The following is a 21,979-nucleotide window of genomic DNA, read 5'->3' as shown; positions in this document are numbered from 1 at the left end:
GTCGGGCCGGAAAAGCCCAGGTAGGAGAGGTTCAGATGGCTTGGTCGACGGCTCAGGTCGCCCGCATGTCGAAGGTGACGTCGCGGACGCTGCGGCACTACGACGAGATCGGCCTGCTGCCGCCCGCACGGGTCGGGGCCAACGGCTACCGGTACTACGAGCAGGACCAACTGCTGCGGTTGCAGCAGATCCTCGTGCTCCGGGAGCTGGGTCTCGGCCTGGACGCGATCGCCGAGATCGTGCGCGACGGCCAGGACCAGGTCGCGGTGCTGCGCATGCACCACCGCTGGCTGCTCGCCGAGCGCGACCGGTTCGACCGGCTGGCCAGGACCGTCTCCAGAACCATCACCGATGTCGAGGAGGGAACGACCATGACGAAGACCGACCACTGGTTCGACGGGTTCGACGCCGCCACCCAGGACCAGCTGCAGCAGGAGGCCAGGGAGCGCTGGGGCCCCGAGGCGGTGACCACGGGCGGTGCCGCCACCTGGCAGCAGGGCCACGGCGAGGAGTGGGCGGCCATGCTGGCGGCGCTGGTCGAGCACATCGACGCGGGCCGCACCCCGCGGGACGCGGCGGTGCAGACCACGATCGACGGCCACTACCGCTGGATCCAGGCGTTCTGGCAGCCCAACCGCGAGTCGTACAAGGGCCTGGCTGACGTCTACGCCGACGACCCGCGGTTCCGCGCGAACTTCGACAAGACCGACCCCCGCCTCGCGGAGTACCTGCGCGCGGCGATGACGGAGTACGCGGAGACCACGCTGTCGTAGTCCCGCTGGGTGGCCGGTGCCGCCACACCACCACCGGCCACCCAGCGGCACACCGCGCCGGAACACGATCGCCCACGACCGTTGACCAACCCGCACCAGCCCGCCACGACCACCGCCGCCCCGCAGCACACCAAGGCCGCAGCGCGCCGCCGAGAACCCACCACGGCACAACTTCTCGATGGCACCACGTGCTCTCAGGAGCATCGCCACGACGACACGCCACGCCCGGTGCGCGAGCGACCACGCGAACCGCAGGCGGCCGGGGTGGACTGCCAAGTGGACAGGAGCTGCGAGGATTGGCGCGTGCCGTCGAACGAGCGTCGTTATGTGATCAGGTTGGGGTGTCCGGACCGGACGGGCATCGTCGCGCGGATCGCCGGGTTCCTGGCGGACGCCGGGGGGTGGATCGTCGAGGCGGCGTACCACACCGATCCGGAGACCAACTGGTTCTTCACCAGGCAGGAGGTGCGGGCCGACTCGATCGCGTTCGGGGTGGACGAGCTGCGGGAGCGGTTCGCCGCCGTGGCGCGCGAGCTGAGCCCGGCCGCCGACTGGAGCGTGGTCGACACCGGGGTGCGCCGCCGGGTGGTGATCCTGGTGTCGAAGGAGGGGCACTGCCTCTACGACCTGCTCGGCCGGGTGCACAGCGGAGAGCTGGACGTCGACGTCCGCGCGGTGGTCGGCAACCACACCGACCTCGCCCCGATCACCCGCGCGCACGGCATCCCGTACCACCACGTGCCGTTCCCCGCCGCCGACCCCGAGGGCAAGGCCGCCGCCTTCGCGCAGCTGCGCCAGCTGGTCGACGCCAGCACCCCGGACGCGATCGTGCTGGCGCGGTTCATGCAGGTGGTGCCCCCGCAGCTGTGCGCGGACTGGGCCGGGCGGGCGCTCAACATCCACCACAGCTTCCTGCCCTCGTTCGTCGGCGCGCGGCCCTACCACCAGGCGCACAAGCGCGGCGTCAAGCTGATCGGCGCCACCTGCCACTACGTGACCGCCGAACTGGACCAGGGTCCGATCGTCGAGCAGAACGTGATCCGGGTCGGCCACGGCGACTCGGTCGCGGACATGGTGCGCAAGGGCCGCGACATCGAGAAGGTCGTGCTGGCGCGCGGCCTGCGGGCGCACCTGGAGGGCCGGATCCTGCTGCACGGCAACAAGACCGTGGTGTTCTGATCGAGCCTGGCGGAGGTTCGGGCGGAGACCTTGGTGGAGAACGTGTTGGCGCACAACGGTTTCCTCGGGGAGTCGGGTTTGGTGTCCGATTTCCACGGTAGGCGCGTTGGTGGCCCGCGTCAGTGACACGATGGTGTGGGGATAACTCGGGATAGCCGTTTGACGAACTGCCAATTTCCGAGTATGCGCGCTAAATCGTTTGCCGCACAAGGCAATCGAGCGGCACGATTCCCGTGTGACCACTGGGGAGGTTGGCACCATGAGAGTCAGAACGCTGTCCACTACCGACGTCAGACCGTGCCTGGAGCTGGCGGCGGACCGGGAGTGGCCCTACGAGGACCGCAAGTGGGAGTTCCTGCTCGACACCGGGCAGGGCTACGGGATCGTCGACGAGGGCGACAACCTCGTCGCGTCCACGATCCTGACCACCTCGGGCGACGTGGCGGCCATCAGCATGGTGCTGGTGGCCGCTCGCCACGCCCGCCAGGGCCTCGGCACCCGCCTGGTCAGCCACGTGCTGGCCGAGGCGGGCGACGCGACCGTGCACCTGCACGCGACCTCACTCGGCCGCCCGCTCTACGAGCGGCTCGGTTTCCGGTCCCTCGCCGAGGTCGACGCCTACAGCGGCACGCTCGACGCCGGTCCGAGCGGCCGTACGAGGACGGCCGGCGGGGGCGATTTGGCGGCCATCCTGACCCTCGACACAGCGGTGTTCGGAGTGGATCGATCCAACGTCCTGTCCGGACTGTTCGACTTCGCCGACCACGTTCGCGTCGTCGAGCGGAACGGCGACCTCGTCGGGTACGCGGCCAGTTGGCGTCCTGGGACCGACTTGGACTCCACCATCGTCGGGCCGGTCATCGCCACCAACCCGGCGGACGCCCGCGCGCTGATCGCGGACTTGGCGGCGGACGTCGGCGGGGCCATCCGGGTCGACGTCGACGACCAGCACCCGGAGCTGGCGAGCTGGCTCGCTGAACGCGGCCTCGCACCGGCCTTCCGCTGCGACCTGATGACCCTAGGCGGTCGCCCACTCCCGGGCGACCGCCTAGGCGTTCACGCACCGTTCATGCAGGCGTTGGGCTAGAGCTCGGCGGCGAGTTTGGCCAGCTGTTCGTCGTGGACGCGCTTGAGGCCCGCCGGAGCGAAGAGGCGCTCGAAGAACCCCTTGACCCCGTTGGCACCTTCCCAGGTAGTAGCAACGCGCACGGTTGAGGTGGTGGCGTTGCCCTCTACGGTCCATGTGGTGACCAAGGTGGAGTTTCGGTCCGATTCCACCAGCGCGCCCGAGCTCAGCTCGCTCACGTCGAGCAGGCAGTCGCGCACCCGCTTGCTCGTGGCCTGGAACCGCCAGTGCACAACCGTGCCCGCACCGGTACCGCCGGACCGAACCTCGTACTCGCTGTAGTGCGCCGTGAGGATTCGCGGTCGGACTTCCCGGTAGTCGGCCACAGCGGCTCGTACGCGATCCACGGGCGCGGCGATCGTACGTTCGGCAAGCGCCTGGACCTGGTTCATCATTCTCCATACGTCGGCAACCGGGGATGCTTAGGCTACCGGCGTGCGCATCGAGATCGCTGATTTGCCAGGCCTGCGTAAGCATCGCGAAAACGGCTTGGACCTGCGTAAGACCGTCCTGGTTAGGTTGGACCTCACAGACCCGGACGACGACTCCCTGCTGAAGACGTCCCTCGACGGCGCCTTGCTCTTAGGCTGCACTCTCCGCCCAGAGACTCAACGGCGTGCCCACGCGGCTGGCGCCCTCTTGTTCCCAGCGGTTCCCGGATTGCCCTACGAGGTGTACCGGTCTCGGCTCTACACCCCTGCGGAGCTGTTCGAGGGTTTTGACGCTACCCAGCCGGAGACCTACGCACTCACACCCGATGCCCGGATCTACCAGCACACCCAGGAGCAGGGGCACCCGCCGGACCCGCTACACGCGTTGGCCGAACGCCTCCACGACCACGGCATCAGCGAGGCACTCGACGACGTCCTCACGGGGATGCCGGTCGCCGTCATGGGCGGTCACGCCCTTACTCGTGACTCTGAGGGCTACCGCGGCGCGGTAGAGCTAGGCGTGCAGCTGGGCCAGGCAGGGTTCACCGTGTTGACCGGTGGCGGCCCCGGTGCGATGGAGGCGGTCCCGCTCGGCGTCCGACTCGCTGACAAGTCCGGGGTGGATGACGCGCTGGCGGTGTTGGCCTCGGCGCCGAGGTTCGGCAGCGGCCGGTCGGTCGACCCCGCGGAGATCGGTCGCTGGCTGGCAGCAGGTTTGGCGGTAGACCTACCGACCGGCGACCAGCCGAGAACCATCGGCTTGCCGACCTGGTTTTACGGACATGAACCGCCAAATCCGTTCTGCGAGTTGCACGCGAAGTACTTCGAGAACTCGGTCCGCGAAGAGGGCCTGTTGACCGTGGCGACCGGCGGCATCATCTACACGCCCGGCAGCGCGGGCACGGTCCAGGAGGTCTTCCAGGACTACACCCAGAACCATTACGGCTCGGTCGGGCCCGCTGCGCCCATGGTGTTCCTGGGCGAGCGGTTCTGGACCGAGGAGGTCCCGGCCGCGCCGTTGGTGCGCGAACTGGCCAAGGGGCGACCTGCGGAGCGGTGGATCCTGGTCACCGATGACGCCGCCGAGGCTGTCGCGTTCCTGGCTACCTACGCGTCAGTCGAGTAACCCCGCCCGCTGCGCGAGAACGGCCGCGGTGACGCGGTTAGCGCAACCTGTCGCGGCGAGGATCTCCGAGACGTAGCCCCTTACGGTGGAGTCGGACAGGCGCAGCTCTTCGGCGATCTCACCGTTGCTGCGCCCCATCCCCACCAACCGCAGCACGTCGCGCAGCCGCGCGGAGAGCCGGGTGACCTCGGCCGCCGCACCGATGCGGTCGAGGTGGTGGGTGGCCAGGTGGCCCATCAGGTCGTTGGTCAACGTCGGGTCGAGCACGGCGCCGCCGTTGGCGGCCACGCGCACGGCGCGGACCAACTCCGCGGGCTCGATGTGCTTGAGCAGAAAACCTTTTGCGCCGAGCCGCAGCGCGGTGGCGACCGCCTGGTCCGCGTGGAAGGTCGTGAGGACCACGACCGCGGGGACTCTGGGCTGTCTGCGGAGTTCGCGAAGCGCGTCCAGCCCATCCATCCTGGGCATGCGCAGGTCCAGCAACAGCACGTCCAGCTCGGTCGTGCGCACCAACTCCAACGCGTCGGCTCCGTCAGCCCCCTCGGCGACGACCGCGACGTCCGCGGCCGCGCCCAGGATCTTGGACACGAACGCGCGCGCCATCGGTTCGTCGTCGACGATCCCCACTCGGATCACCGCTCGCTCGATGACTGTCCCATCAACCTCGGTCTGCGTAGTCACGTGATAGCCCCTCTCCTGCTCACGGGGCGTATGCAAGCACACTGAAAGCGTGGTGGAACAGGGAATGTGGCGTCATCCCGACGATCGTCGGGGCCAACGCCGCTCGTTCGGTCTATCGGGCGAGGTTTTCGACTACCTCCGCGCCCGGTAGCGCGGCCATCAAGTCACCTGGCACGAGCAGCTTGCTACCCCGGATGCCGCTACCGATCACGAGTTCCGGGGCAGCGGCAACGGCAGCGTCTACGTACAACGGCCACTCGTGCGGCAGCCCCACCGGTGTGATGCCGCCGTAGGCCATTCTGCTCTGCTCCACAGCTAGCTCCATCGGCGCGAAGGAGGCCTTGCGTACGTCTAGGCGTCTACGGAGCACACCGTTGACGTCAGCCCGCGTGGTCGCCAGCACCAAACACGCCGCGAGCCGCTCGTCGCCACCCCGCTTGCCGAGTACGACCACGCAGTTAGCCGAAGCGCTCAGCGGTGAGCCGTAGTGCTCACAGAAGGCGGCAGTGTCAGCGAGATCCGGATCGATCTCGGCGACACCGACGCGACTGGCGTCGAGTGCCACTAGAGCCTTGGCAACGGGGTCGGCGAGCAGTTCGGGGTGTTCCGCGGCGGGGAGAACGGTGAGGGTTCCGGCGATGGTCCAGGTCACCCGGCAGAGGGTACGCCGAGGAAGTCGACGAGCAGTGCCCGCAACTCGCGCCGGTGGGTGACCATTGGCGCGGGCGAGTCGAACTGGACCAGGGTCGCTTTCGGGAAGGCGGCCACCGCCTCGTGGGCGGTCTCCGCTGGGTGCAACAAGTCACCAGTTGCGGCAACAACAAGTATTTCGGCCGAGACATGCAGGAGTGCCGCCGGATCAGGCACCGGGATTTGGGTGGCGACGGCGTCCAGTGCCGGACCCAATCGAAGAAGTGCGTCCGTGCGGTCATCGACGTAGTCGTCCAAGCCGCCAGGCGCGTCGGCCGCGACAAGAGCGCGCAGACGTTCCCGATCGCCGTTGAGAGCCGCTGTAGACATCTCCAGCACGTGCGCGGCAGAAGCTGGAGGCCTCGGCTTCGTAAGAGCGGCGGGCAGCATCAACACGACCCGGTCGAGCGTGTCAGGAGAGCGGGAAATGAGGTTACTGAGGGCTCCCGCCCCTAGCGAGACACCTATGGCCTGCCGCGCGCCGTCAAGGGCACTGGAAACGTCATCGGCGATCGCGGGATAGCGCCAGTAGTCCAACGGCGCGTCGGTAGCGTCAGCGTGCGAAGGAAGGGTCAACACAATCCGCGTGCCAGGTAGGCCTGACGCCGGGATGCGAGCCTCGCCCGCGGTGGCGCCCAACCCCGGGACAACGATCGTGCGTGGTTCTCCCGAGCCGTAAGCGCGGGCAATCACCACCGCTGGCCGCGCTGCACCTCGATCAGCTTCGGCCGCACGTCGACGATGTACACGAGCGCCGCCACGAGACCCGCGGTCCAGAGGATCCAGCCGGTGCTGGCGAAGCTGAACAGCAGCAGTGCGGCGGTGGCCCCCGCGGTGATACCGACCCACGCGGGTTTGCTCAAGCGCTCAGCGGCCGAATACGCGTCCGGCCGCTGCAGCAGCGCGTGGATGAACGCGAAGGCCGCGACGGGCACGGCGGCCCAGTCGATGACCCTCAGGATCAAGTACGCGGTAGGTGGCACCTCGTCAGCCTACGTGCGATCCGCCCGAATCCACCACAAGACCCCGCGCGCTCACCCGGGGGAGGCGCACGGGGTCCAGTCGAGTCACTTGGTGGTCGGCTTGGTGGCAGGCTTGCGGGCGGCGGGCTTGGTCGCGGGGGCGGTGCGGTTCGCGACCCGGCGGGTCGCGCTGCGGGCCTCCTCGGCCACCTCGTCACCCGCGTCCAGCACGGCCTCGGCCACCTCGGCGGCGACCGTCTCGGCCGTCTCAGCGGCCTTCTCGCCCGCCTCGCGGGTCTTGCCGGTCACCTTGGCCAGCACGTCCTCGGCCAGGGTCTTGGCGTCACCGGCGGCGACACCGACCCGGACCTGCGCGGCCTCGATGGCCTCCTCCAGCTTCTTGACCTGCGGCTGCGCGCGCAGCTTGTCGAGCGCGCCCTCGCCGTGCTCGGCAAGGCCCTGGTAGAGCCGGAACGCGGCGGCGGTGTACTCCTCGACGAGCTTGCGCAGCTCGGCCGGGTCGAACTTGCCGCGCAGCTCGCCCGGGGTCGTCTCGGCGCGCGCCTTGGCCTTCTGCACCGCGTCCACGACCGCCTTCGCGGCGAGGTCACCGGCGCCTAGCGCGGCGAGCAGCGGGGTGCGGGCCTGCTCGATCGCGGTGTTCACCGCGGCAACGGCCTGCCCACCGGCCTTGCGGACGTCATCGGTCTTCGGCAGCGTCATCGTCACTCCTCTGTTGGCCTTCCACAGTGGACTTGGCGGCAGCGTTCTCGCGGCGGAAGGACTCGTAGACGTCCATCAGCACCTGCTTCTGCCGCTCGGTCAGGTCACGGTCGGCGCGGACAGCGTCGGTGACCGGACCCCCGGCCGGGAGGTCGAGGATCCCGGCCTGCACGTACAGCGCCTCCGCGGAGATCCGCAGCCCCTTGGCGATCTGCTGCAGGATCTCGGCGCTCGGCTTGCGCAGGCCACGTTCGATCTGGCTGAGGTAGGGGTTGGAGACTCCGGCCAACCGGGCGAGCTGGCGCAGCGAGATCTCGGCGTTGTTGCGCTGCTGCTTGATGTACGCGCCGATCCCGCGACCGAGGTCCGCGACCTTGTCGATCGCACTGCCCTCGTTGTCGTCCACCGGTACCGCCTCCTCGTGCCACCACCGACGGTACGCCCGCGTGCTAGCTGCTGCAAGCGGACTGCTTGCGCAGGTCAGTGCGGTCGATCACAGCGCGCGCCGGAGCATGTCCGGCGAGGAGGAGGCTTGCGGCATGAGTGACCGGATCAGCCCGCCGTTGACCGGCGGGGAGCGGGAGACCCTGCGCGCGTACCTCGACTTCCACCGCGCGACGCTGGCCATGAAGTGCGAGGGCGTGTCAGAGGAGGACATGCGCCGCAGGTCATCGCCGCCGTCAGAGCTAACTCTCCTCGGTTTGGTCCGGCACATGGCGGAGGTAGAGCGGACCTGGTTCCGGAGGGTCATCGACGGCCGAGACCTGCCGTTGGTGTGGTCAGACAGCGGTGACTACCAGCAGGCGTTCGACCTAGAGGGCGCCACGGTCAGCGAGGCAGTGTCGACGTGGCAGCGCGAGGTAGCGCACTCTCGCGAGATCGAGCAGGCAGCGGAATCACTCGATGTGACCGGTTACTTCCCTCGATGGGGGTCGGACGTGTCGCTGAGGCTGGTGATGCTGCACCTCATCCACGAGTACGCGCGGCACAACGGGCACGCCGACTTCCTGCGGGAGGCGATCGACGGCACTACCGGGCCTTGAGCAGGCCCAGGATCCAGTCCGCGACAGCCTTGGTCGTGTCCCCCACCGTGGCCGTGGTGGTGTCCAGCAGTTCCATCGGCGGCTCTGTCGTGGTCGTCTTGATCCACGAGTTGAAGGCGAGCATGTCCGAGATCCGCTGCTCGTTGTCCCAACCTCGCCAGGCAGGTCGAGCGCGCAGCCTCTTGGCCAGCACGTCGTCGTCGGCCACCAGGGCGAGGTAGTGGATCTCGGAGAAGAGCACGCGTTCGGGACGACGCTCGAACTGCGGCGGGGCGACGGTGCCGCACAGCACCGTCGGGCGGCCGTTCTGGTTGATCATGGCCGCCATCCGCAGCCAGGTCTGCCGGAACGCCCCGAAGTCGTCCTCGGGGTCGCGCAGGGCACCGATCCACAGCACGTCCTGCTCCACGACCACCGCGCGCTCGCCCAAGAGCGCGCCGAGACCGCGGCACACGGTTGACTTACCCGTGCCGCTGGGGCCGGTCAGAGCGAACATCGGGAGCCGCGCGAAGGGCTCCCGATGCCCGCACAACCCGCAGACCAGGACGTCGCCGTCGACCCGAGGCTCGTCAGCCCACTCTCCGCAGGCGACGCAGATCATCGGGTTCAACGGATCAGTCGAAGAGGTCTTCGAGGAAGCTCTTACGACGCTTCTTGTGCCCGTAGTGGCCGTGGCTGGCGTGGCCGTACCCGGGAGGCGAGTCGCGGTACCCGGGGGGTGAGTCGCGGTAGCCGTGCCCGTAGCCCTGAGGGGGGTACGGCGCGGCAGCCGGAGGCGGATAAGCGGCAGGAGGCGGCGGCGCACCCTGGTACGGCGGAGGCGGTGCCGCTGCCGTGTAGTGGCGCTGCTCAGCTGCGGCAATCTGCTCGAGCTCACCACGGTCGAGGAAGATCCCCCGACACCCATCGCACTGGTCGATGTGCACGCCGAGGCGGTCGACGGTGCGCATCACGTTTTGGCACTTCGGACAAATCACTACGTCAGACTACGCAGTTACTGGTGCGCATGTCGGCATGGCCGTGATCAACACTCCTCGGCGCCGGGTTGTAGGCCCGGCGCACATGGCCGCCGGGACCTGGCGTACCTACCGTCATCTGCCATGGAGAGTGGTCCGGATCACAACAGCCGCACCGCGCTGGTGACGGGTGGCGCGAGCGGGATCGGTCGCGCGTGCGTGCGCGCACTGGCCGCGACAGGCGCCAAGGTGCACATCGTCGACCGCGCGGGTCCCGCCGCCGAGGAGCTCGCCGACGAGGTGGGCGGGGTGGCGCACGTGGTCGACCTCGCGGACGCGGCCTTCGTCGACGCGCTGCCCACCGAGGTCGACGTCCTGATCAACAACGCCGGGTTGCAGCACGTCGCGCCGCTGCACGAGTTCCCACCCGATCGGTTCGACCTGATCCAGCGGGTGATGGTCACCGCGCCGTTCCTCCTCATCCGCCGCGTGGTGCCGCACATGTACGCGCGCGAGTGGGGTCGGATCGTGAACATCTCCAGTGTTCACGGACTGCGCGCTAGCGCCTTCAAAGCCGCTTATGTCACCGCCAAGCACGCGCTAGAGGGCTTATCGAAGGTCGCCGCCGTAGAGGGCGCCCCGCACGGGGTTACGAGTAACTGCGTCAGTCCGGGCTATGTGCGCACACCGCTGGTAGCCGACCAGATCGCGGCGCAGTCCCGCGTCCACGGGGTTGAGGCAGACGAAGTCGTCGAGCAGGTGCTCTTGGACCGGTCACCGATCAAGCGCTTGGTCGAACCCGAGGACGTAGCCGCCACCGTGTTGTGGCTATGCGGTCCCCACACAGCCAACGTCACCGGTAGCTCTATCCCGGTCGACGGCGGTTGGACAGCCAACTAGTCGGATCGGAGAGAACCGCCATGTCCAAACCGTTCGTGCGGATCGTCAGTGCGAGCCTCGTCGGCACCACAATCGAGTGGTACGACTTCTTCCTCTACACGTCGGCTGCGGCTCTTGTGTTCAACAAGCTGTTCTTCCCGACCGCGGACCCGCTGACCGGGACCCTTCTGGCGTTCTTGACCTACGCCATCGGGTTCGTCGCGAGGCCGATCGGTGGTCTTGTCTTCGGTCACTACGGCGACAAGATAGGCCGCAAACGTTTGCTCGTCCTGAGCCTGCTACTCATGGGCGGTTCAACCTTCGCGATGGGCCTCTTACCCACGTACGCCGCGATAGGCATAGGTGCGCCGTTGCTGCTCACCACACTGCGGCTCATCCAGGGGTTCGCGCTCGGGGGCGAGTGGGGCGGAGCCGTGCTGATCGTGTCCGAGCACGGTTCAGCGGAGCGGCGCGGGTTCTGGGCATCCTGGCCGCAGTGCGGGGCGCCAGGAGGGAACCTGCTGGCCACCGGGGTCCTAGCCCTGCTCGCGGCAGTGCAGTCAGACGCCACGTTCCTGGCGTGGGGGTGGCGCGTGCCGTTCCTGCTGTCTGGCGTTCTTGTGCTCATCGGGCTGTGGATCAGGTTGAGCGTGACCGAGTCGCCTGTCTTCTTGGCCGCGCAGGTTAAGGCCGCCGAGAGGGCCGAACCGCATGTCCCGGTCGTAGAGGTGTTCCGCAACAGTTGGCAGCGAGTGCTGGTGACCATCGGCGCGCGCATGGCGGAGAACGTGTCTTACTACATCATCACGGCATTCATCCTGGTCTACGTCACTACCGGTCTTGGCATGGCGAAGACCGTGGGGCTCAACGCGGTGATGATCGGTTCCGCGGTCCACTTCGTCAGCATCCCGCTCTGGGGAGCGCTGTCCGACCGGTTGGGACGTCGGCCGGTGTACCTGTTCGGGGCGGTGACGATGGCGGTGTGGGCGTTCGTGTTCTTCGCCCTTCTGAACACGCGCTCCCCCGGGCTCATCATCATGGCGGCGACGGTAGGCCTGACTCTGCACGGAGCGATGTACGGACCGCAGGCGGCGTTCTTCTCGGAACAGTTCCCCACTCGAGTGCGGTACACCGGCCTGTCCGTGGGTGGCCAACTCTCCTCGATCGCCGCGGGCGCTGTCGCGCCTCTTATCGCCACGGCACTGTTCCAGCGCTATGACAGCACGGTGCCGGTGTCGCTCTACCTGGTCGGGATGTGCACGATCACGGTCATCGCGATCCTGGCCGCCCGGGAAACCCGAGGTCACTCGCTCGCCGAGCCCGAGAGCGTCGACAGCCCGGTGCCCGTGGGGAGGTGAACCCGGCTCGGGACCGGTCACGATCTGGTCGGTCCCGAGCCGTCCACGCGTTTCGCGGGGATTGGTGCGACCATGACCCCCGTGAGGGCCCACGACGCCGTGCGCGAACTGCTCGGCCTGCTCGCCGCTGGGGCGAGCGGGGAGCAGTTGGCGCAGGTCGCGGTGGCCGCGCGGGCCGCAGGGCTCCCAGCGGACGAGCTCGCGGCCGTCGACCAGGCGGCCGAGCACGCGCTGAGGGTGCGCCAGACTCTCGTCGCGCACCGTAGGCGCGAGGCCGAGTTGACCGCTCTCTTCGACACAGCCAGTGACCTCGCCCGACTCCGTGACACCGACGCGGTACTGCGGTCGATAGTGCGGCGCGCTCGGACGCTCCTCCGAGTGAACGTCTCCTACCTGACGCTCAACGACGAGCACGCGGGTCGCACGTACATGCGCGTGACCGATGGCTCGGCATCCGCCTTGTTCCAGCAGGTGACGCTAGCCATGGGCGAGGGACTGGGTGGGCTGGTAGCCCAGACCGCCAGGCCTTACGCCACCCGTGACTACTTCGCCGATGCCCGCTTCCGCCACACGACTCCCATCGACTCATCGGTGCATGACGAGGGTCTTACAGCCATCCTCGGCGTTCCCCTTGCCGTCGGCGGCAAGGTCATCGGTGTCCTCTTCGCGGCCGATCGTTCAGCCAGGGACTTCTCCCCGGATGAGGTGGCGCTCCTCTCATCACTGGCGAACCACGCGGCGATAGCGATCGAGAACGCCGGGTTGCTCGACGAGACCCGACTGGCGCTGGCCGACCTCAACGTCGCCAACACCACGATCAGCGGCCACAACGAGGCCATGCGACGCGCCGAGGAAGCCCACGACAAGCTGACCGATCTCATCCTCCGCGGTGGCGACCTACCGGAAGTGGCCGCTGCGGTGGCCGATGTGTTGCACGGCGGTATCGCTGTCTTCGACGCGACCGGCACCGAGTTGGCGCGAGTGGGAAATAGCCCTGCGTGGGCCAACGAAGAGGCCGTCAGCAGCGCTAGAGCCTCAGGTCGCGCGGTGTCCACTTCAGATGGGTGGGTATGTGCGGTTCAGGCAGGGCAAGAGCTGCTCGGCAGCCTGGTTCTCACGGATCGCCCTGATCTATCCGACGCCGACCGTAGACTATTCGAGCGCGCCGGGGTGGTCACCGCCCTCTTGTTGATGCTGCGCCGGTCCGTCGCGCAGGCGGAAGACGAAGTGCGCGGCGAACTGCTGACGGATTTGCTTACCTCACCCGATCGCAACCCAGCCGCGCTACTGGCTCGCGGACAGCGCCTGGGTGTCGACCTCACGGAGACATTCTCAGTTCTCGTAGTGACGGCCGAGCACGTGTCGCGACGACGACTCGTCACCGCGGCAGGGAGATTCGCCGTGCTGGTCGGCGTACACGCTGACCAGGTAGTTCTACTCGCGCGCACGGAAGACCCGAACGCTCTAGCGGCTAGAGTCGCCGAGTCACTAAGTTCCACTATGGACTCACCGGTCACCGTTGGTGCTGCCGGACCGGTCGGCGGGGTTGAGGGTCTAGTCGCCGCACACACGGAAGCTGTGCGGTGCGTGCGGTCGTTGCTGGCACTTGGCCGTACTGGCACAGGCAGCACGATGTCCGATCTGGGGTTTGTCGGCCTACTGCTCGGCGAAGCGGATCTAGAGGCCTACGTTCACGTCACGCTCGGGCCGGTGTTGGAGTACGACGACCGCCGAGGCACCGAACTGCTGCGCACCCTGGAGGCGTACTTCACCGCGGGCGCCAACCTCACTCGAGCCAAAGAACTCCTGCATGTGCACGTGAACACGGTCGTGCAACGGCTCGAGCGGATCGGTTCGCTGCTCGGGGCGGACTGGCAAACCCCGGAGCGAGCACTGGAAATCCAGCTCGCGCTCCGGCTGTTTCGACTTACTTCCGCGTAGTCACGCGATTTCGGTGGCGGGCGGGCCTCGCCTGGGTTACATCTGGAGACGTGTACGAGGTCCTCGACGAACTGGGCGTCCGCGCGGACTTGCTCGCGCCGCAGCAGCTGAGCGAACTCGACGAACTCGGCTACTGCCGGTTCGACGACTTCCTCACCGCGCCGCAGATCACCGCGGCGCTGGACACCATCGAGTCGCTGGCGCCGGGCGGCGGCACCCTGCGGCTCACCGACCTGCTCGAGGCGGGGCCGGTGTTCGACCCGTTGTGGCTGCGCCCCAACCTGCTCGCCGCGGTGCGCCACCTGCTCGGACCCGAGTTCCGGATCAGCGCCATGACCTACCGCGCGGGTCGCCCGGACCACGTGCAGGTCGACCCGTCCGAACGCGTGGGCCCGATCCGCTGGCGGGTCTGCACGGCCATCGTCGCCTTGGTCGACTTCACGCCGGACAACGGCGCGACCCGGGTCGTCCCAGGGTCCCACCTCGACTACGGCTTCGTGCCGCCGCTCGGCCACGAGGACCACCCCGACCAGGCGTTGCTGTTGGGGCAGGCGGGAACCGCGTGGCTGTTCAACTCGCACCTGTGGCACTCGGGCACGGTGAACCGGTCCGCGTCGGCGCGCCACGCCGTGCTCACCGGTTTCGGCCGCCGCTGCGGGACGTCCGGGTTCGACCCGCAACCGTCGGAATCCACCATCGAACGCCTCGGAAGCGCCGCCTACCTGCTGGTCTAGCGCCCTGTGGACAACTTCTCACCCGCTCTTGCGTTTTCTGCGACGGTATGCCCGCCAACGGAGAACACAGGAGGAACACCATGTCCGGGCCGACCACGCGGCTGCTCGCCGCCTTCCGCCGGGTGCTCGCGCGGTGGCGCGTGGTGAAAGGCCCGCGTGCCAGGGACCGACCCCCAGAGACGATCCCTGACACGCGGGCATGGTCACTCGGTCCGCAGCGAGTCCAACCTGGTGGCGCTGCGCAGGAACGGCAGGGTGAGCAGCGAGACGAGGAGGACGAGACCGGCGGCGGTCGCGGACATCGTCACGACGCTGGCCCAGTCGAGCACCAGCGGGCTCCCCATGATCAGCATCGTCTCGACGGACAGCACGGTGCCGAGCACGACCGCGATCAGCACGCCGAGCGCGATCGGGATGGCGATCTGCCAGAGCAGCGACCGCGCCAGCACCCCGGTGGGCACACCGCTCGCGGCCAGCACGGCCAACGGCCGCTTGCGCTCCCTGATGTGCTCGACGGCGAGCACGAGCAGGCTGAGCCCGGCCAGCAGCAGGGTGAAGATCGCGCCGATCAGCAGACCCCTGCGGATGCTCAGGAACGTCTCCTGCTGGCGGGTGAGCGTCGTCCGGTCCGCGTTCGAGACCCGCGCCTGCCACCCGAACGGTGCCAGGGCCGTGCGCAGCCGGTCCCCGGTGTCGGGCATCGACCGGTCCAGGCTCAGGTTGTAGGTGGCGGCGACCTTGACCGGCGGCAGCTGGGGGATCGCGCCCGGTGTCACCAGGAGCATGCCCGGGATGCGGTTGTCCCAGACGCCGCGGTCGGGGAGCCGCTCGACGACCTGGGGGATCTCCCACTGGCCTTCGGGGTGCAGCGCGTCGAAGTCGAGGTCCCCGCCGGGGACGAAGATCGTGGTCACGCGCCCCGCGGGGAAGGCGGCGAGGTTGATGTCGCGCTCGGTGTAGACCTTCCCGTCGACGCAGTCGGGGATGATCCGGTTGACGGCGGCCAGCTCGCAGTTCATCACCTCCGCGAGCAGCACATCGGTGCCCGCGCGGAGCTCCACCGTGCGGATCAGGCTCCACGCGGCCACCCCCGGGACGGTGTCCAGCACGCTCTCGGTGCCCGCCATGGTGGACCGGGTGGCGTAGACGTTCGCGTGGGCCTGGTCGGCGTCCTCGCTCTGGTACGTCACCGCGAGCTCCTCGGCCATCGAGGCGAACGTGCCCTGCAGTGCGATGGCGCCCGCGAGCACGACCGCGACCCCGCTGACGACGCGGGAGGACGTGCCGCTGTCGAGTTGGAGCCTGCGCACCGCCAACCGCCACGACGTCGCCCCGCCCCGGATGCGGCCGACCACGTGCTCGACCGCCCACGGCAGCAACGCGGGAACACCGAGCAGGACCAGCGCGACGCCCATGGCGATGCTGATCGCCCACAGGTCGCTGCCGGTGCCGTCCTGCCCGTTCCTGGTGTGGTAGTTCAGGAGCGCGACGCCGAGGGCGACCACGCAGAAGCGCCAGATCAGCCTGCGCTTGGTCGGCTTGCTGTAGCGGACCACGCCCAACGGCTCGATGATGGTCCGCCGCAGGGCGAACTGGGCCGCGAAGACCGCGAGCAGCGGTGCGACGAGCACCACCAGCGCCGCCATCCACGGCACCGGGACGATGTCGCCCGGGTAGACGCTGGCCCGGTAGAGGGTGACGCTGCTCGCCAGTTGCCGCCCGACGAGGTACAGGCAGGCGCCGAGCAGCAGCCCGGACAGCGAGCTGACCAGCGTCTCGGCGGCGGCGATCCGGCGGATCTGCCGGTCGTCGGCACCGACCAGCCGCAGCGCGGACAACCTGCGGTCCCGGTCGACACCGGCGATCCGGGTGCTGGAGACCAAGAAGATGAAGACCGGGATGAGCACGGCGAGGGTGCCCAGGAGCAACAGCAGCAGGGCGTCGGGGTTGAGCGACTTGGTCGCGTGGATCGGTACACCGAACCCGTAGACCTGTTGGGCCCGGGTCGCGGGATCGACCCGCAGGTCGCCGCTACCGACGTAGGCGATGGCCTCCTTCGGGTCCCGGACCGTGTCCGGATCAATGACGCCGACGACCCGCTCGCCGTGCCGCTTCCGCAGCAGCGGGTCGGCGAGCAGTTCAGCGAACTCCTTCGACACGAACATCTCGCCCGGCGCGGGCAGCCGCGGGATCCCGTGGGGCACCGGCGACGTGCTGTCGGCGCCCCGCAGGTACACCAACTCCAAGGACTGCCCCTGGAAGAGGCTCCGCACGCTGAGCTGCAGGGTCGGTGCCACGCCGGGGACGGGCTCGGTGCTGGGGATGTTAACCAGTTCCCTGGCCGCCCTGGCGTCCAGGATCGGCCCGACCGAGGAGGCGAGCAGCAGCACCGCCACCGCCAACCCGACCCCGATGGTGCTGAGCACGAACCTGGTCAGCGACGTCCGGCCGCCGCAGATGGCCAGCCGGACGCCGATGCCGAAGTCGTTCACCCAGGCGCGTACCACGTCACTCCCTCGCCAGGCACCGGGTTCCGCACCCGGCGCTCCCCAGCCCGACCTAGTGGGCTAACGCCACCTGGCGCGTCTTGCCGTCGCGGACAACGACCTCGCGGTCGGAGTAGGCGGCCACCCTGGCCTCGTGCGTCACCAGCACGATCGACGCACCGGTGTCGCGCGCGGTGTCCACCAGCAGCCGGATCACCTGCTCGCCGTTGAAGGAGTCCAGTGCGCCGGTCGGCTCGTCGGCGAAGATCACCTTGGGGCCGGTGACCAGTGCCCTGGCCACCGCGACCCGCTGGCTCTGGCCGCCGGAAACCTCGCCGGGCCGCTTGTCGGCCAGGGGCGCGACCTCGATGCGCTCCATCCACTCGCGGGCCTTGGCCTCGGCGACCTTGCGGCGGGCACCACCGAGCCGCAGCGGGAGGGCGACGTTCTCCAGGCACGACAACTCGGGGACGAGTTGGCCGAACTGGAAGACGAAGCCGAAGTCGGTGCGCCGCAACGCGCTGCGCTCCTTGTCGGTCATCCCGGCGAGGTCGCGGCCCTGGAAGGTGACGGCGCCGTTGTCCGGCATGACGATGCCCGCGAGGCAGTGCAGGAGTGTGGACTTGCCCGACCCGGACGGCCCGAGGACGGCGACGATCTCGTTCTCGTGCACCAGCATCGACGCGCCGCAGAGGGCGTCGCTGGGGCCGAAGGACTTGATGAGATCGGTTCCGCTGAGCAGCACCTCGCTCATCCGGCCACCTGCCTGGCCAGGTCGGACAGCCGCGCCGCGGTCAGTTCCAGCCACCGCAGGTCGGCCTCGAGGTGGAACAGCGCGTGGTCGCAGATCAACTGGTCGGTCAGGTCGCCTGCCCGCTTGCGGGCGGTCAGCTCCCGCATGGCGGTGAGGTGCGCCGACCGCTGCGTGTCGAGCACCTCCTCGGCGTCGCGGCCGGACATCAGCGCGAGCACGACCTTGGTGTAGAGCGCGCTCTGCAGGTAGATCTGCGGGCTCTCCGGGGTCACGAGCCACTCCGAGACGTCGGTGACCCCGGCGTTGGTGATCGCGTACCGCTTGCGTTCAGGTCCCCCACCTGCCTCAACCCCGCTCTCCTCGACCAGTCCGTTGCGCAGCAACCGCGACAGCGTCGAGTAGACCTGGCCGTAGGCCAGCGGACGGTCGTGCCCGAAGCGCTCGTCGTAGACGCGCTTCAGGTCGTACCCGTGCCGGGGGCCGGTCTCCAGCAGGCCGAGTAACGCGTGTCCGATTGACATGCCGTCACTCTACAGCACGTGTATACACTCAACGAATAGCGTGCGGTCTAGCTCCGGACCAGGCAGAACGGGTGCCCGGCGGGGTCGGCGTAGACCCAGAACGAGGTGCTCGACCGCTCCAGTGGTGTGGCGCCCAGGTCGACCGCCCGGTCGTGTCCCGCCTGGAGGTCGTCGACCTGCAGGTCCAGGTGCAGCATCTGCTGGCGTTCGGGGTGCGGCCAGGTGGGCGGCTGGTACCCGTCGATCTTCTGGAAGTCGAGCCGGGTGCCGTCGCCCTCGATGGTGGCCCACGAGCCGTCTTCGGCGGGTTCGGCGTCGCGGGCCCAGCCCAGCAGGTCGGCGTAGAAGCCGGACAGCGCGATCGGATCAGGGCAGTCGAGCACGACAGCGAAGAACCTGGGCACAGCGGCGGTCATGGTGTCCTCCCACGGGTGGCGTAACCAGCGAACGGAGTATGCGAGTTAGCCAAACTCGAAGCAACCGGTATTCGGCTTACAGTGGTGTCGTGAGTAGTGCTGAGGACAGCAGCGCCAGGGATGTCGCGCTGCTCCTCGACTTCCTGAACACCGTCGACTTCGAGCTGCACACCGATGTGCTGGACGACCCCGTCGGCTGGCGCGGGTGGCTCACCGACCACGCCCTCGCCGACGACCCGCACACCCGCGCCACCCGGGACGGCCTGCGTGCCGTGATCGGTGGCCGGGCCGCCCCACCACCGCCCCCGGCCACCGTCCAGGTCGAACTGGTCGCCGGGATCCCCACCTTGGTCGCCACCACGGCCACCAGCGCGGTCCTGGCCGCCGCCACCCGCTTGGCCGTGCTGGGCGAGTGGAACCGGATCAAGATCTGCCCGGCAGGCGACTGCCGCTGGGCGTTCTTCGACCGCTCCCGCAACCGCTCCCGCACCTGGTGCTCGATGCGCGTCTGCGGCAACCGGGAGAAGGCCCGCACCTGGCGCGAACGCGCCAAACTCCCCTGACCCACCTCGGTGGGCCGGGGTGGCGCGGCCGTGGATCAGCCGCCGATGAGCTGGGCGACGGCGTAGATGAGCAGGCCTGCCAGCGCGCCGACGACGGTGCCGTTGATGCGGATGAACTGCAGGTCGCGGCCGACCTGGAGTTCGACCTTGCGGGCGGTCTCGTCGGCGTCCCAGCGCTCGACGGTGTCGGTGATCAGGGTGGTGATCTCGTCGCGGTAGTTGAGGACGATGTAGGCGGCGGCACCTTCGAGCCAGGTGTCGGCCTTGGTGCGCAGGGCGTCGTCGGTGGCCAGCTTGGTGCCCAGGGAGACCAGACCGGAGCGGACCCGGGTGCGCAGTTCGCTCGACGGGTCCTCGGCGGCGTCGAGCAGCATCTTCTTGGCGGTGGACCAGGTGGAGCCGATGAGGTTCTGCACCTGCGGGTGGTCGAGCACCTGGTGCTTGACCGTCTCCGCGCGGGCCATCGCCTTGGGGTCGTGCTGCAGGTCGCCGGCGAACTCGCGCAGGAAGGTGTCCAGCGAGAGCCGCATCGGGTGGTTGACGTCGGTCTTCACCGCCCAGGCGAAGTTCAACACCTCGCCGTAGACCTTGTCGGCGACCAGCGAGTCGAAGAACTTCGGCGACCAGGACGGCGCCCGGTCGGACACCACGTTCATGACCTGGTCGTGGTTGTCCTTGACCCAGTCGTAGGCGCGGTCGCACATCAGGTCGACCAACTTGTGGTGCGACCCGTCGGCGAAGGCACCTTCGAGCAGCTTGCCCAGCGGCGGCCCCCACGGCACGCCCACGATGCGGGACACGACGGCCTGCTCGAGGACCGCCTGGACGTCCTCGTCCCGCAGCACGGTGACCGCCCCGCGCATCACCGTCGCCAGTTCCGAGGTGATCCGATCGGCGTTGTCCGGCTTGGCGAGCCACTCGCCGAACCGGGCGGCCACCCCCACCCTGCGCAACCGCTCGCGCACGACCTGTTCGGACAGGAAGTTCGTGCCGACGAACTCACCGAGGCTGTCGCCGAGCGCGTCCTTGCGGGTCGGGATGATCGCGGTGTGCGGGATCGGCAGGCCCAGCGGCCTGCGGAACAGCGCGGTCACCGCGAACCAGTCCGCGAGGGCGCCCACCATCCCGGCCTCCGCCGCTGCCTTCAGGTAGCCCACCCAGCCGGGCGCGCCTGCCGCCTGCCAGAACGTCGCGACCAGGAAGATGACCGTCGCCGCGCCGAGGAAGGCGAGGGCGACGAGCTTCATCCGACGCAGCGCGAGCCGCTTCTCCACCTCGCCGGGGACCGGTGCCAGTTGCTCCACCCCCCCATTCTCCGTGAGGATTGGCCACCGTGCCCCGAACCAGCCTCGTGCCCCGCCTGCAGCCGTTCACCTCGACGATCTTCGCGGAGATGACCGCGTTGGCGGTGCGCACGGGTGCGGTCAACCTCGGTCAGGGCTTCCCGGACACCGACGGCCCAGCGGGCATGCTGGCCGCGGCCCAGGAGGCCATCGCCTCGGGGGTCAACCAGTACCCGCCCGGCCCCGGCCGTCCGGAGCTGCGCGCGGCCATCGCCGAGCAGCGCGCCCGGTACGGCACCCACTTCGACCCGGACACCGAGATCCTGGTCACGGTGGGCGCGACCGAGGCGATCGCGGCGACCTTGCTCGCCCTGATCGACAGCGGCGACGAGGTGGTGCTGTTCGAGCCCTACTACGACTCGTACGCCGCCGCGGTCGCCCTCGCGGGTGGGCAGCGCCGGGTCGTCCCGCTCGCCGAGGAACCGACCGGCCGGTTCGGCCTCGACGTGGACGCCCTGCGCGCCGCCGTCACCCCCAGGACCAAGGCGATCCTGGTCAACACCCCGCACAACCCCACCGGCACGGTGCTGACCCGTGCCGAGCTGACTGAGATCGCCAGGGTGTGCCAGGAGCACGACCTCCTCGCGATCACCGACGAGGTGTACGAGGACCTGCTGTTCGACGACCGCGAGCACGTCCCACTGGGGTCGCTGCCCGGGATGGCCGAGCGGACCCTGACGATCTCCAGCGCGGGCAAGAGCTTCAACTGCACCGGCTGGAAGATCGGGTGGGTGTGCGGCCCCGCCGAGTTGGTGGCGGCGGTGCGCGCGGCCAAGCAGTTCCTCACCTTCGTCGGGGGCGCGCCGTTCCAGCCCGCGGTGGCCCACGCCCTGCGGTCGGAATCGGCCTGGGTCGCCGACCTGCGGGCGTCGCTGGCGGACAAGCGCACCCGGCTGTCGACCGGGCTCGCCGAAGCGGGCTTCGGCGTGCGCATCGCCGAGGGCACCTACTTCGTCTGCGCGGACGTCCGCCCGCTCGGGTTCACCGATGGCCTGGAGTTCTGCCGCGCCCTGCCCGAGAAGATCGGGGTCGCCGCCGTGCCGGTGCAGGTGTTCACCGACGACCCGGACCGCTGGCGCCACATCGTCCGGTTCGCCTTCTGCAAGCGCGACGAGGTCCTCGACGAGGCCATTTCCCGGCTGCACCTTCTTCGTTGATCGGACATCACCTTCCTTTCTGCCGCTGTTTCCAGGAAGCCATGGGACGAGCGGGATGTCATCACTCAATGGGGTGGCGTCTGGCGGCCGGATAATCCACAGCCTCGGACATAAGAACTGGTAGCACTAACTGTCAC

General features: G+C 68.9%; 25 protein-coding genes. 11 read left to right on the top strand and 14 right to left on the bottom strand.

Features of this window, described 5'->3' with window-relative positions:
• The first annotated feature begins 35 nt into the window (after nucleotides 1-35).
• The 3 genes from LV79_RS06840 to LV79_RS06830 all read left to right on the top strand — a co-directional run bounded on the left by LV79_RS06840 (nucleotide 36) and on the right by LV79_RS06830 (nucleotide 3,039).
• Complete coding sequence (locus tag LV79_RS06840) at nucleotides 36-773, top strand: MerR family transcriptional regulator (protein WP_253833189.1); 738 nt, start codon at nucleotides 36-38, stop codon at nucleotides 771-773.
• Nucleotides 774-1,076: 303 nt separating this feature from the next.
• Entirely contained in the window at nucleotides 1,077-1,952 is an 876-nt protein-coding gene (gene purU / locus LV79_RS06835; RefSeq protein ID WP_253833186.1) for a formyltetrahydrofolate deformylase, read from the top strand.
• Between the two features lie 259 nt (nucleotides 1,953-2,211).
• A complete protein-coding gene (locus LV79_RS06830; protein WP_253833176.1) occupies nucleotides 2,212-3,039 on the top strand; it encodes a GNAT family N-acetyltransferase in 828 nt (275 codons plus the stop codon).
• Here LV79_RS06830 and LV79_RS06825 read toward each other — a convergent pair.
• Nucleotides 3,036-3,470 carry an SRPBCC family protein gene (locus LV79_RS06825; protein WP_253833174.1) on the bottom strand — a complete coding sequence of 145 codons (435 nt, stop codon included), beginning with the start codon at nucleotides 3,468-3,470 and terminating at the stop codon, nucleotides 3,036-3,038. The two genes, LV79_RS06830 and LV79_RS06825, sit on opposite strands and share 4 nt — an antisense overlap.
• 43 nt (nucleotides 3,471-3,513) lie before the next feature.
• Here LV79_RS06825 and LV79_RS06820 point away from each other — a divergent pair, with 43 nt between their 5' ends.
• Nucleotides 3,514-4,635 (top strand): LOG family protein, encoded by a 1,122-nt coding sequence (locus tag LV79_RS06820; protein WP_253833172.1) that lies wholly within the window; start codon nucleotides 3,514-3,516, stop codon nucleotides 4,633-4,635.
• On the opposite strand, the gene LV79_RS06815 is transcribed toward LV79_RS06820, so the two are convergent.
• From LV79_RS06815 to LV79_RS06790, 6 genes are all read right to left on the bottom strand, one after another.
• The gene (locus LV79_RS06815) at nucleotides 4,624-5,316 is read right to left on the bottom strand and encodes a response regulator (protein ID WP_253833170.1); all 693 of its coding nucleotides are present in this window, start codon (nucleotides 5,314-5,316) and stop codon (nucleotides 4,624-4,626) included. The two genes, LV79_RS06820 and LV79_RS06815, sit on opposite strands and share 12 nt — an antisense overlap.
• Nucleotides 5,317-5,428: 112 nt before the next feature.
• Nucleotides 5,429-5,968, bottom strand: coding sequence for a YbaK/EbsC family protein (locus LV79_RS06810; protein WP_253833168.1), 540 nt, complete (start codon nucleotides 5,966-5,968; stop codon nucleotides 5,429-5,431).
• Nucleotides 5,965-6,543 carry an alpha/beta fold hydrolase gene (locus LV79_RS06805; RefSeq protein ID WP_253833160.1) on the bottom strand — a complete coding sequence of 193 codons (579 nt, stop codon included), beginning with the start codon at nucleotides 6,541-6,543 and terminating at the stop codon, nucleotides 5,965-5,967. Before LV79_RS06805 ends, LV79_RS06810 begins: the two co-directional genes overlap by 4 nt.
• A gap of 152 nt (nucleotides 6,544-6,695) precedes the next feature.
• Nucleotides 6,696-6,989 carry a DUF2516 family protein gene (locus LV79_RS06800; protein ID WP_253833158.1) on the bottom strand — a complete coding sequence of 98 codons (294 nt, stop codon included), beginning with the start codon at nucleotides 6,987-6,989 and terminating at the stop codon, nucleotides 6,696-6,698.
• Nucleotides 6,990-7,073: 84 nt separating this feature from the next.
• Complete coding sequence (locus LV79_RS06795; RefSeq protein ID WP_253833156.1) at nucleotides 7,074-7,691, bottom strand: hypothetical protein; 618 nt, start codon at nucleotides 7,689-7,691, stop codon at nucleotides 7,074-7,076.
• Nucleotides 7,669-8,097: a helix-turn-helix domain-containing protein gene (locus tag LV79_RS06790; protein WP_253833154.1), complete on the bottom strand. Its 429-nt coding sequence runs from the start codon at nucleotides 8,095-8,097 to the stop codon at nucleotides 7,669-7,671. The genes LV79_RS06795 and LV79_RS06790 overlap by 23 nt, the downstream gene beginning before the upstream one ends.
• Before the next feature lie 133 nt (nucleotides 8,098-8,230).
• Here LV79_RS06790 and LV79_RS06785 point away from each other — a divergent pair, with 133 nt between their 5' ends.
• Nucleotides 8,231-8,734, top strand: a complete 504-nt coding sequence (locus tag LV79_RS06785) for a DinB family protein (RefSeq protein WP_253833151.1) — start codon at nucleotides 8,231-8,233, stop codon at nucleotides 8,732-8,734.
• Here the strand turns inward: LV79_RS06785 and LV79_RS06780 are convergent.
• Complete coding sequence (locus LV79_RS06780; protein ID WP_253835860.1) at nucleotides 8,721-9,335, bottom strand: P-loop nucleotide/nucleoside kinase family protein; 615 nt, start codon at nucleotides 9,333-9,335, stop codon at nucleotides 8,721-8,723. The two genes, LV79_RS06785 and LV79_RS06780, sit on opposite strands and share 14 nt — an antisense overlap.
• A gap of 13 nt (nucleotides 9,336-9,348) precedes the next feature.
• The gene (locus LV79_RS06775; RefSeq protein ID WP_285469566.1) at nucleotides 9,349-9,711 is read right to left on the bottom strand and encodes a TFIIB-type zinc ribbon-containing protein; all 363 of its coding nucleotides are present in this window, start codon (nucleotides 9,709-9,711) and stop codon (nucleotides 9,349-9,351) included.
• A gap of 123 nt (nucleotides 9,712-9,834) precedes the next feature.
• Between LV79_RS06775 and LV79_RS06770 the strand changes: the two genes are divergently transcribed.
• From LV79_RS06770 to LV79_RS34355, 4 genes are all read left to right on the top strand, one after another.
• Nucleotides 9,835-10,590 (top strand): 3-hydroxybutyrate dehydrogenase, encoded by a 756-nt coding sequence (locus LV79_RS06770; protein WP_253833149.1) that lies wholly within the window; start codon nucleotides 9,835-9,837, stop codon nucleotides 10,588-10,590.
• A 20-nt stretch (nucleotides 10,591-10,610) separates the two neighbouring features.
• Nucleotides 10,611-11,927: an MFS transporter gene (locus LV79_RS06765; RefSeq protein ID WP_253833148.1), complete on the top strand. Its 1,317-nt coding sequence runs from the start codon at nucleotides 10,611-10,613 to the stop codon at nucleotides 11,925-11,927.
• Between the two features lie 72 nt (nucleotides 11,928-11,999).
• On the top strand, nucleotides 12,000-13,868 hold the full coding sequence (locus LV79_RS06760) for a helix-turn-helix domain-containing protein (RefSeq protein ID WP_253833146.1): 1,869 nt from the start codon (nucleotides 12,000-12,002) through the stop codon (nucleotides 13,866-13,868).
• Nucleotides 13,869-13,918: 50 nt separating this feature from the next.
• Entirely contained in the window at nucleotides 13,919-14,602 is a 684-nt protein-coding gene (locus LV79_RS34355) for a phytanoyl-CoA dioxygenase family protein (RefSeq protein WP_253833144.1), read from the top strand.
• 203 nt (nucleotides 14,603-14,805) lie between these two features.
• On the opposite strand, the gene LV79_RS06750 is transcribed toward LV79_RS34355, so the two are convergent.
• From LV79_RS06750 to LV79_RS06735, 4 genes are read right to left on the bottom strand one after another with little or no spacing between them, the layout of a single operon-like run.
• Nucleotides 14,806-17,109, bottom strand: coding sequence for an FtsX-like permease family protein (locus tag LV79_RS06750; protein WP_253833142.1), 2,304 nt, complete (start codon nucleotides 17,107-17,109; stop codon nucleotides 14,806-14,808).
• Between the two features lie 52 nt (nucleotides 17,110-17,161).
• Nucleotides 17,162-17,842, bottom strand: coding sequence for an ABC transporter ATP-binding protein (locus LV79_RS06745; protein ID WP_253833140.1), 681 nt, complete (start codon nucleotides 17,840-17,842; stop codon nucleotides 17,162-17,164).
• On the bottom strand, nucleotides 17,839-18,363 hold the full coding sequence (locus LV79_RS06740) for a PadR family transcriptional regulator (protein WP_253833138.1): 525 nt from the start codon (nucleotides 18,361-18,363) through the stop codon (nucleotides 17,839-17,841). Before LV79_RS06740 ends, LV79_RS06745 begins: the two co-directional genes overlap by 4 nt.
• Before the next feature lie 47 nt (nucleotides 18,364-18,410).
• Complete coding sequence (locus LV79_RS06735) at nucleotides 18,411-18,779, bottom strand: VOC family protein (protein ID WP_253833136.1); 369 nt, start codon at nucleotides 18,777-18,779, stop codon at nucleotides 18,411-18,413.
• Nucleotides 18,780-18,868: 89 nt separating this feature from the next.
• On the opposite strand from LV79_RS06735, the gene LV79_RS06730 reads away from it, so the two are divergent.
• Complete coding sequence (locus LV79_RS06730; protein ID WP_253833134.1) at nucleotides 18,869-19,342, top strand: CGNR zinc finger domain-containing protein; 474 nt, start codon at nucleotides 18,869-18,871, stop codon at nucleotides 19,340-19,342.
• Nucleotides 19,343-19,377: 35 nt separating this feature from the next.
• On the opposite strand, the gene LV79_RS06725 is transcribed toward LV79_RS06730, so the two are convergent.
• The gene (locus LV79_RS06725; RefSeq protein ID WP_253835856.1) at nucleotides 19,378-20,589 is read right to left on the bottom strand and encodes a DUF445 domain-containing protein; all 1,212 of its coding nucleotides are present in this window, start codon (nucleotides 20,587-20,589) and stop codon (nucleotides 19,378-19,380) included.
• Between the two features lie 86 nt (nucleotides 20,590-20,675).
• On the opposite strand from LV79_RS06725, the gene LV79_RS06720 reads away from it, so the two are divergent.
• Nucleotides 20,676-21,842 (top strand): pyridoxal phosphate-dependent aminotransferase, encoded by a 1,167-nt coding sequence (locus LV79_RS06720; RefSeq protein ID WP_253833132.1) that lies wholly within the window; start codon nucleotides 20,676-20,678, stop codon nucleotides 21,840-21,842.
• Nucleotides 21,843-21,979: the final 137 nt, after the last annotated feature.

Origin of the sequence: Actinokineospora globicatena, assembly GCF_024171945.1 — a bacterium.
GTDB lineage: Bacteria > Actinomycetota > Actinomycetes > Mycobacteriales > Pseudonocardiaceae > Actinokineospora > Actinokineospora globicatena.
The sequence above is the reverse complement of the archived record's forward strand: the minus strand, read 5'-3'. Positions and strand labels throughout refer to the sequence as shown.

Coding starts and splice junctions, on each gene's coding strand:
- LV79_RS06840 (WP_253833189.1), top strand. CDS start 36: ATGGCTTGGTCGACGGCTCAGGTCGCCCGCATGTCGAAGGTGACGTCG.
- LV79_RS06830 (WP_253833176.1), top strand. CDS start 2,212: ATGAGAGTCAGAACGCTGTCCACTACCGACGTCAGACCGTGCCTGGAG.
- LV79_RS06825 (WP_253833174.1), bottom strand. CDS start 3,470: ATGAACCAGGTCCAGGCGCTTGCCGAACGTACGATCGCCGCGCCCGTG.
- LV79_RS06795 (WP_253833156.1), bottom strand. CDS start 7,691: ATGACGCTGCCGAAGACCGATGACGTCCGCAAGGCCGGTGGGCAGGCC.
- LV79_RS06785 (WP_253833151.1), top strand. CDS start 8,231: ATGAGTGACCGGATCAGCCCGCCGTTGACCGGCGGGGAGCGGGAGACC.
- LV79_RS06780 (WP_253835860.1), bottom strand. CDS start 9,335: ATGATCTGCGTCGCCTGCGGAGAGTGGGCTGACGAGCCTCGGGTCGAC.
- LV79_RS06770 (WP_253833149.1), top strand. CDS start 9,835: ATGGAGAGTGGTCCGGATCACAACAGCCGCACCGCGCTGGTGACGGGT.
- LV79_RS06765 (WP_253833148.1), top strand. CDS start 10,611: ATGTCCAAACCGTTCGTGCGGATCGTCAGTGCGAGCCTCGTCGGCACC.
- LV79_RS06760 (WP_253833146.1), top strand. CDS start 12,000: ATGACCCCCGTGAGGGCCCACGACGCCGTGCGCGAACTGCTCGGCCTG.
- LV79_RS06745 (WP_253833140.1), bottom strand. CDS start 17,842: ATGAGCGAGGTGCTGCTCAGCGGAACCGATCTCATCAAGTCCTTCGGC.
- LV79_RS06740 (WP_253833138.1), bottom strand. CDS start 18,363: ATGTCAATCGGACACGCGTTACTCGGCCTGCTGGAGACCGGCCCCCGG.
- LV79_RS06735 (WP_253833136.1), bottom strand. CDS start 18,779: ATGACCGCCGCTGTGCCCAGGTTCTTCGCTGTCGTGCTCGACTGCCCT.
- LV79_RS06725 (WP_253835856.1), bottom strand. CDS start 20,589: ATGAAGCTCGTCGCCCTCGCCTTCCTCGGCGCGGCGACGGTCATCTTC.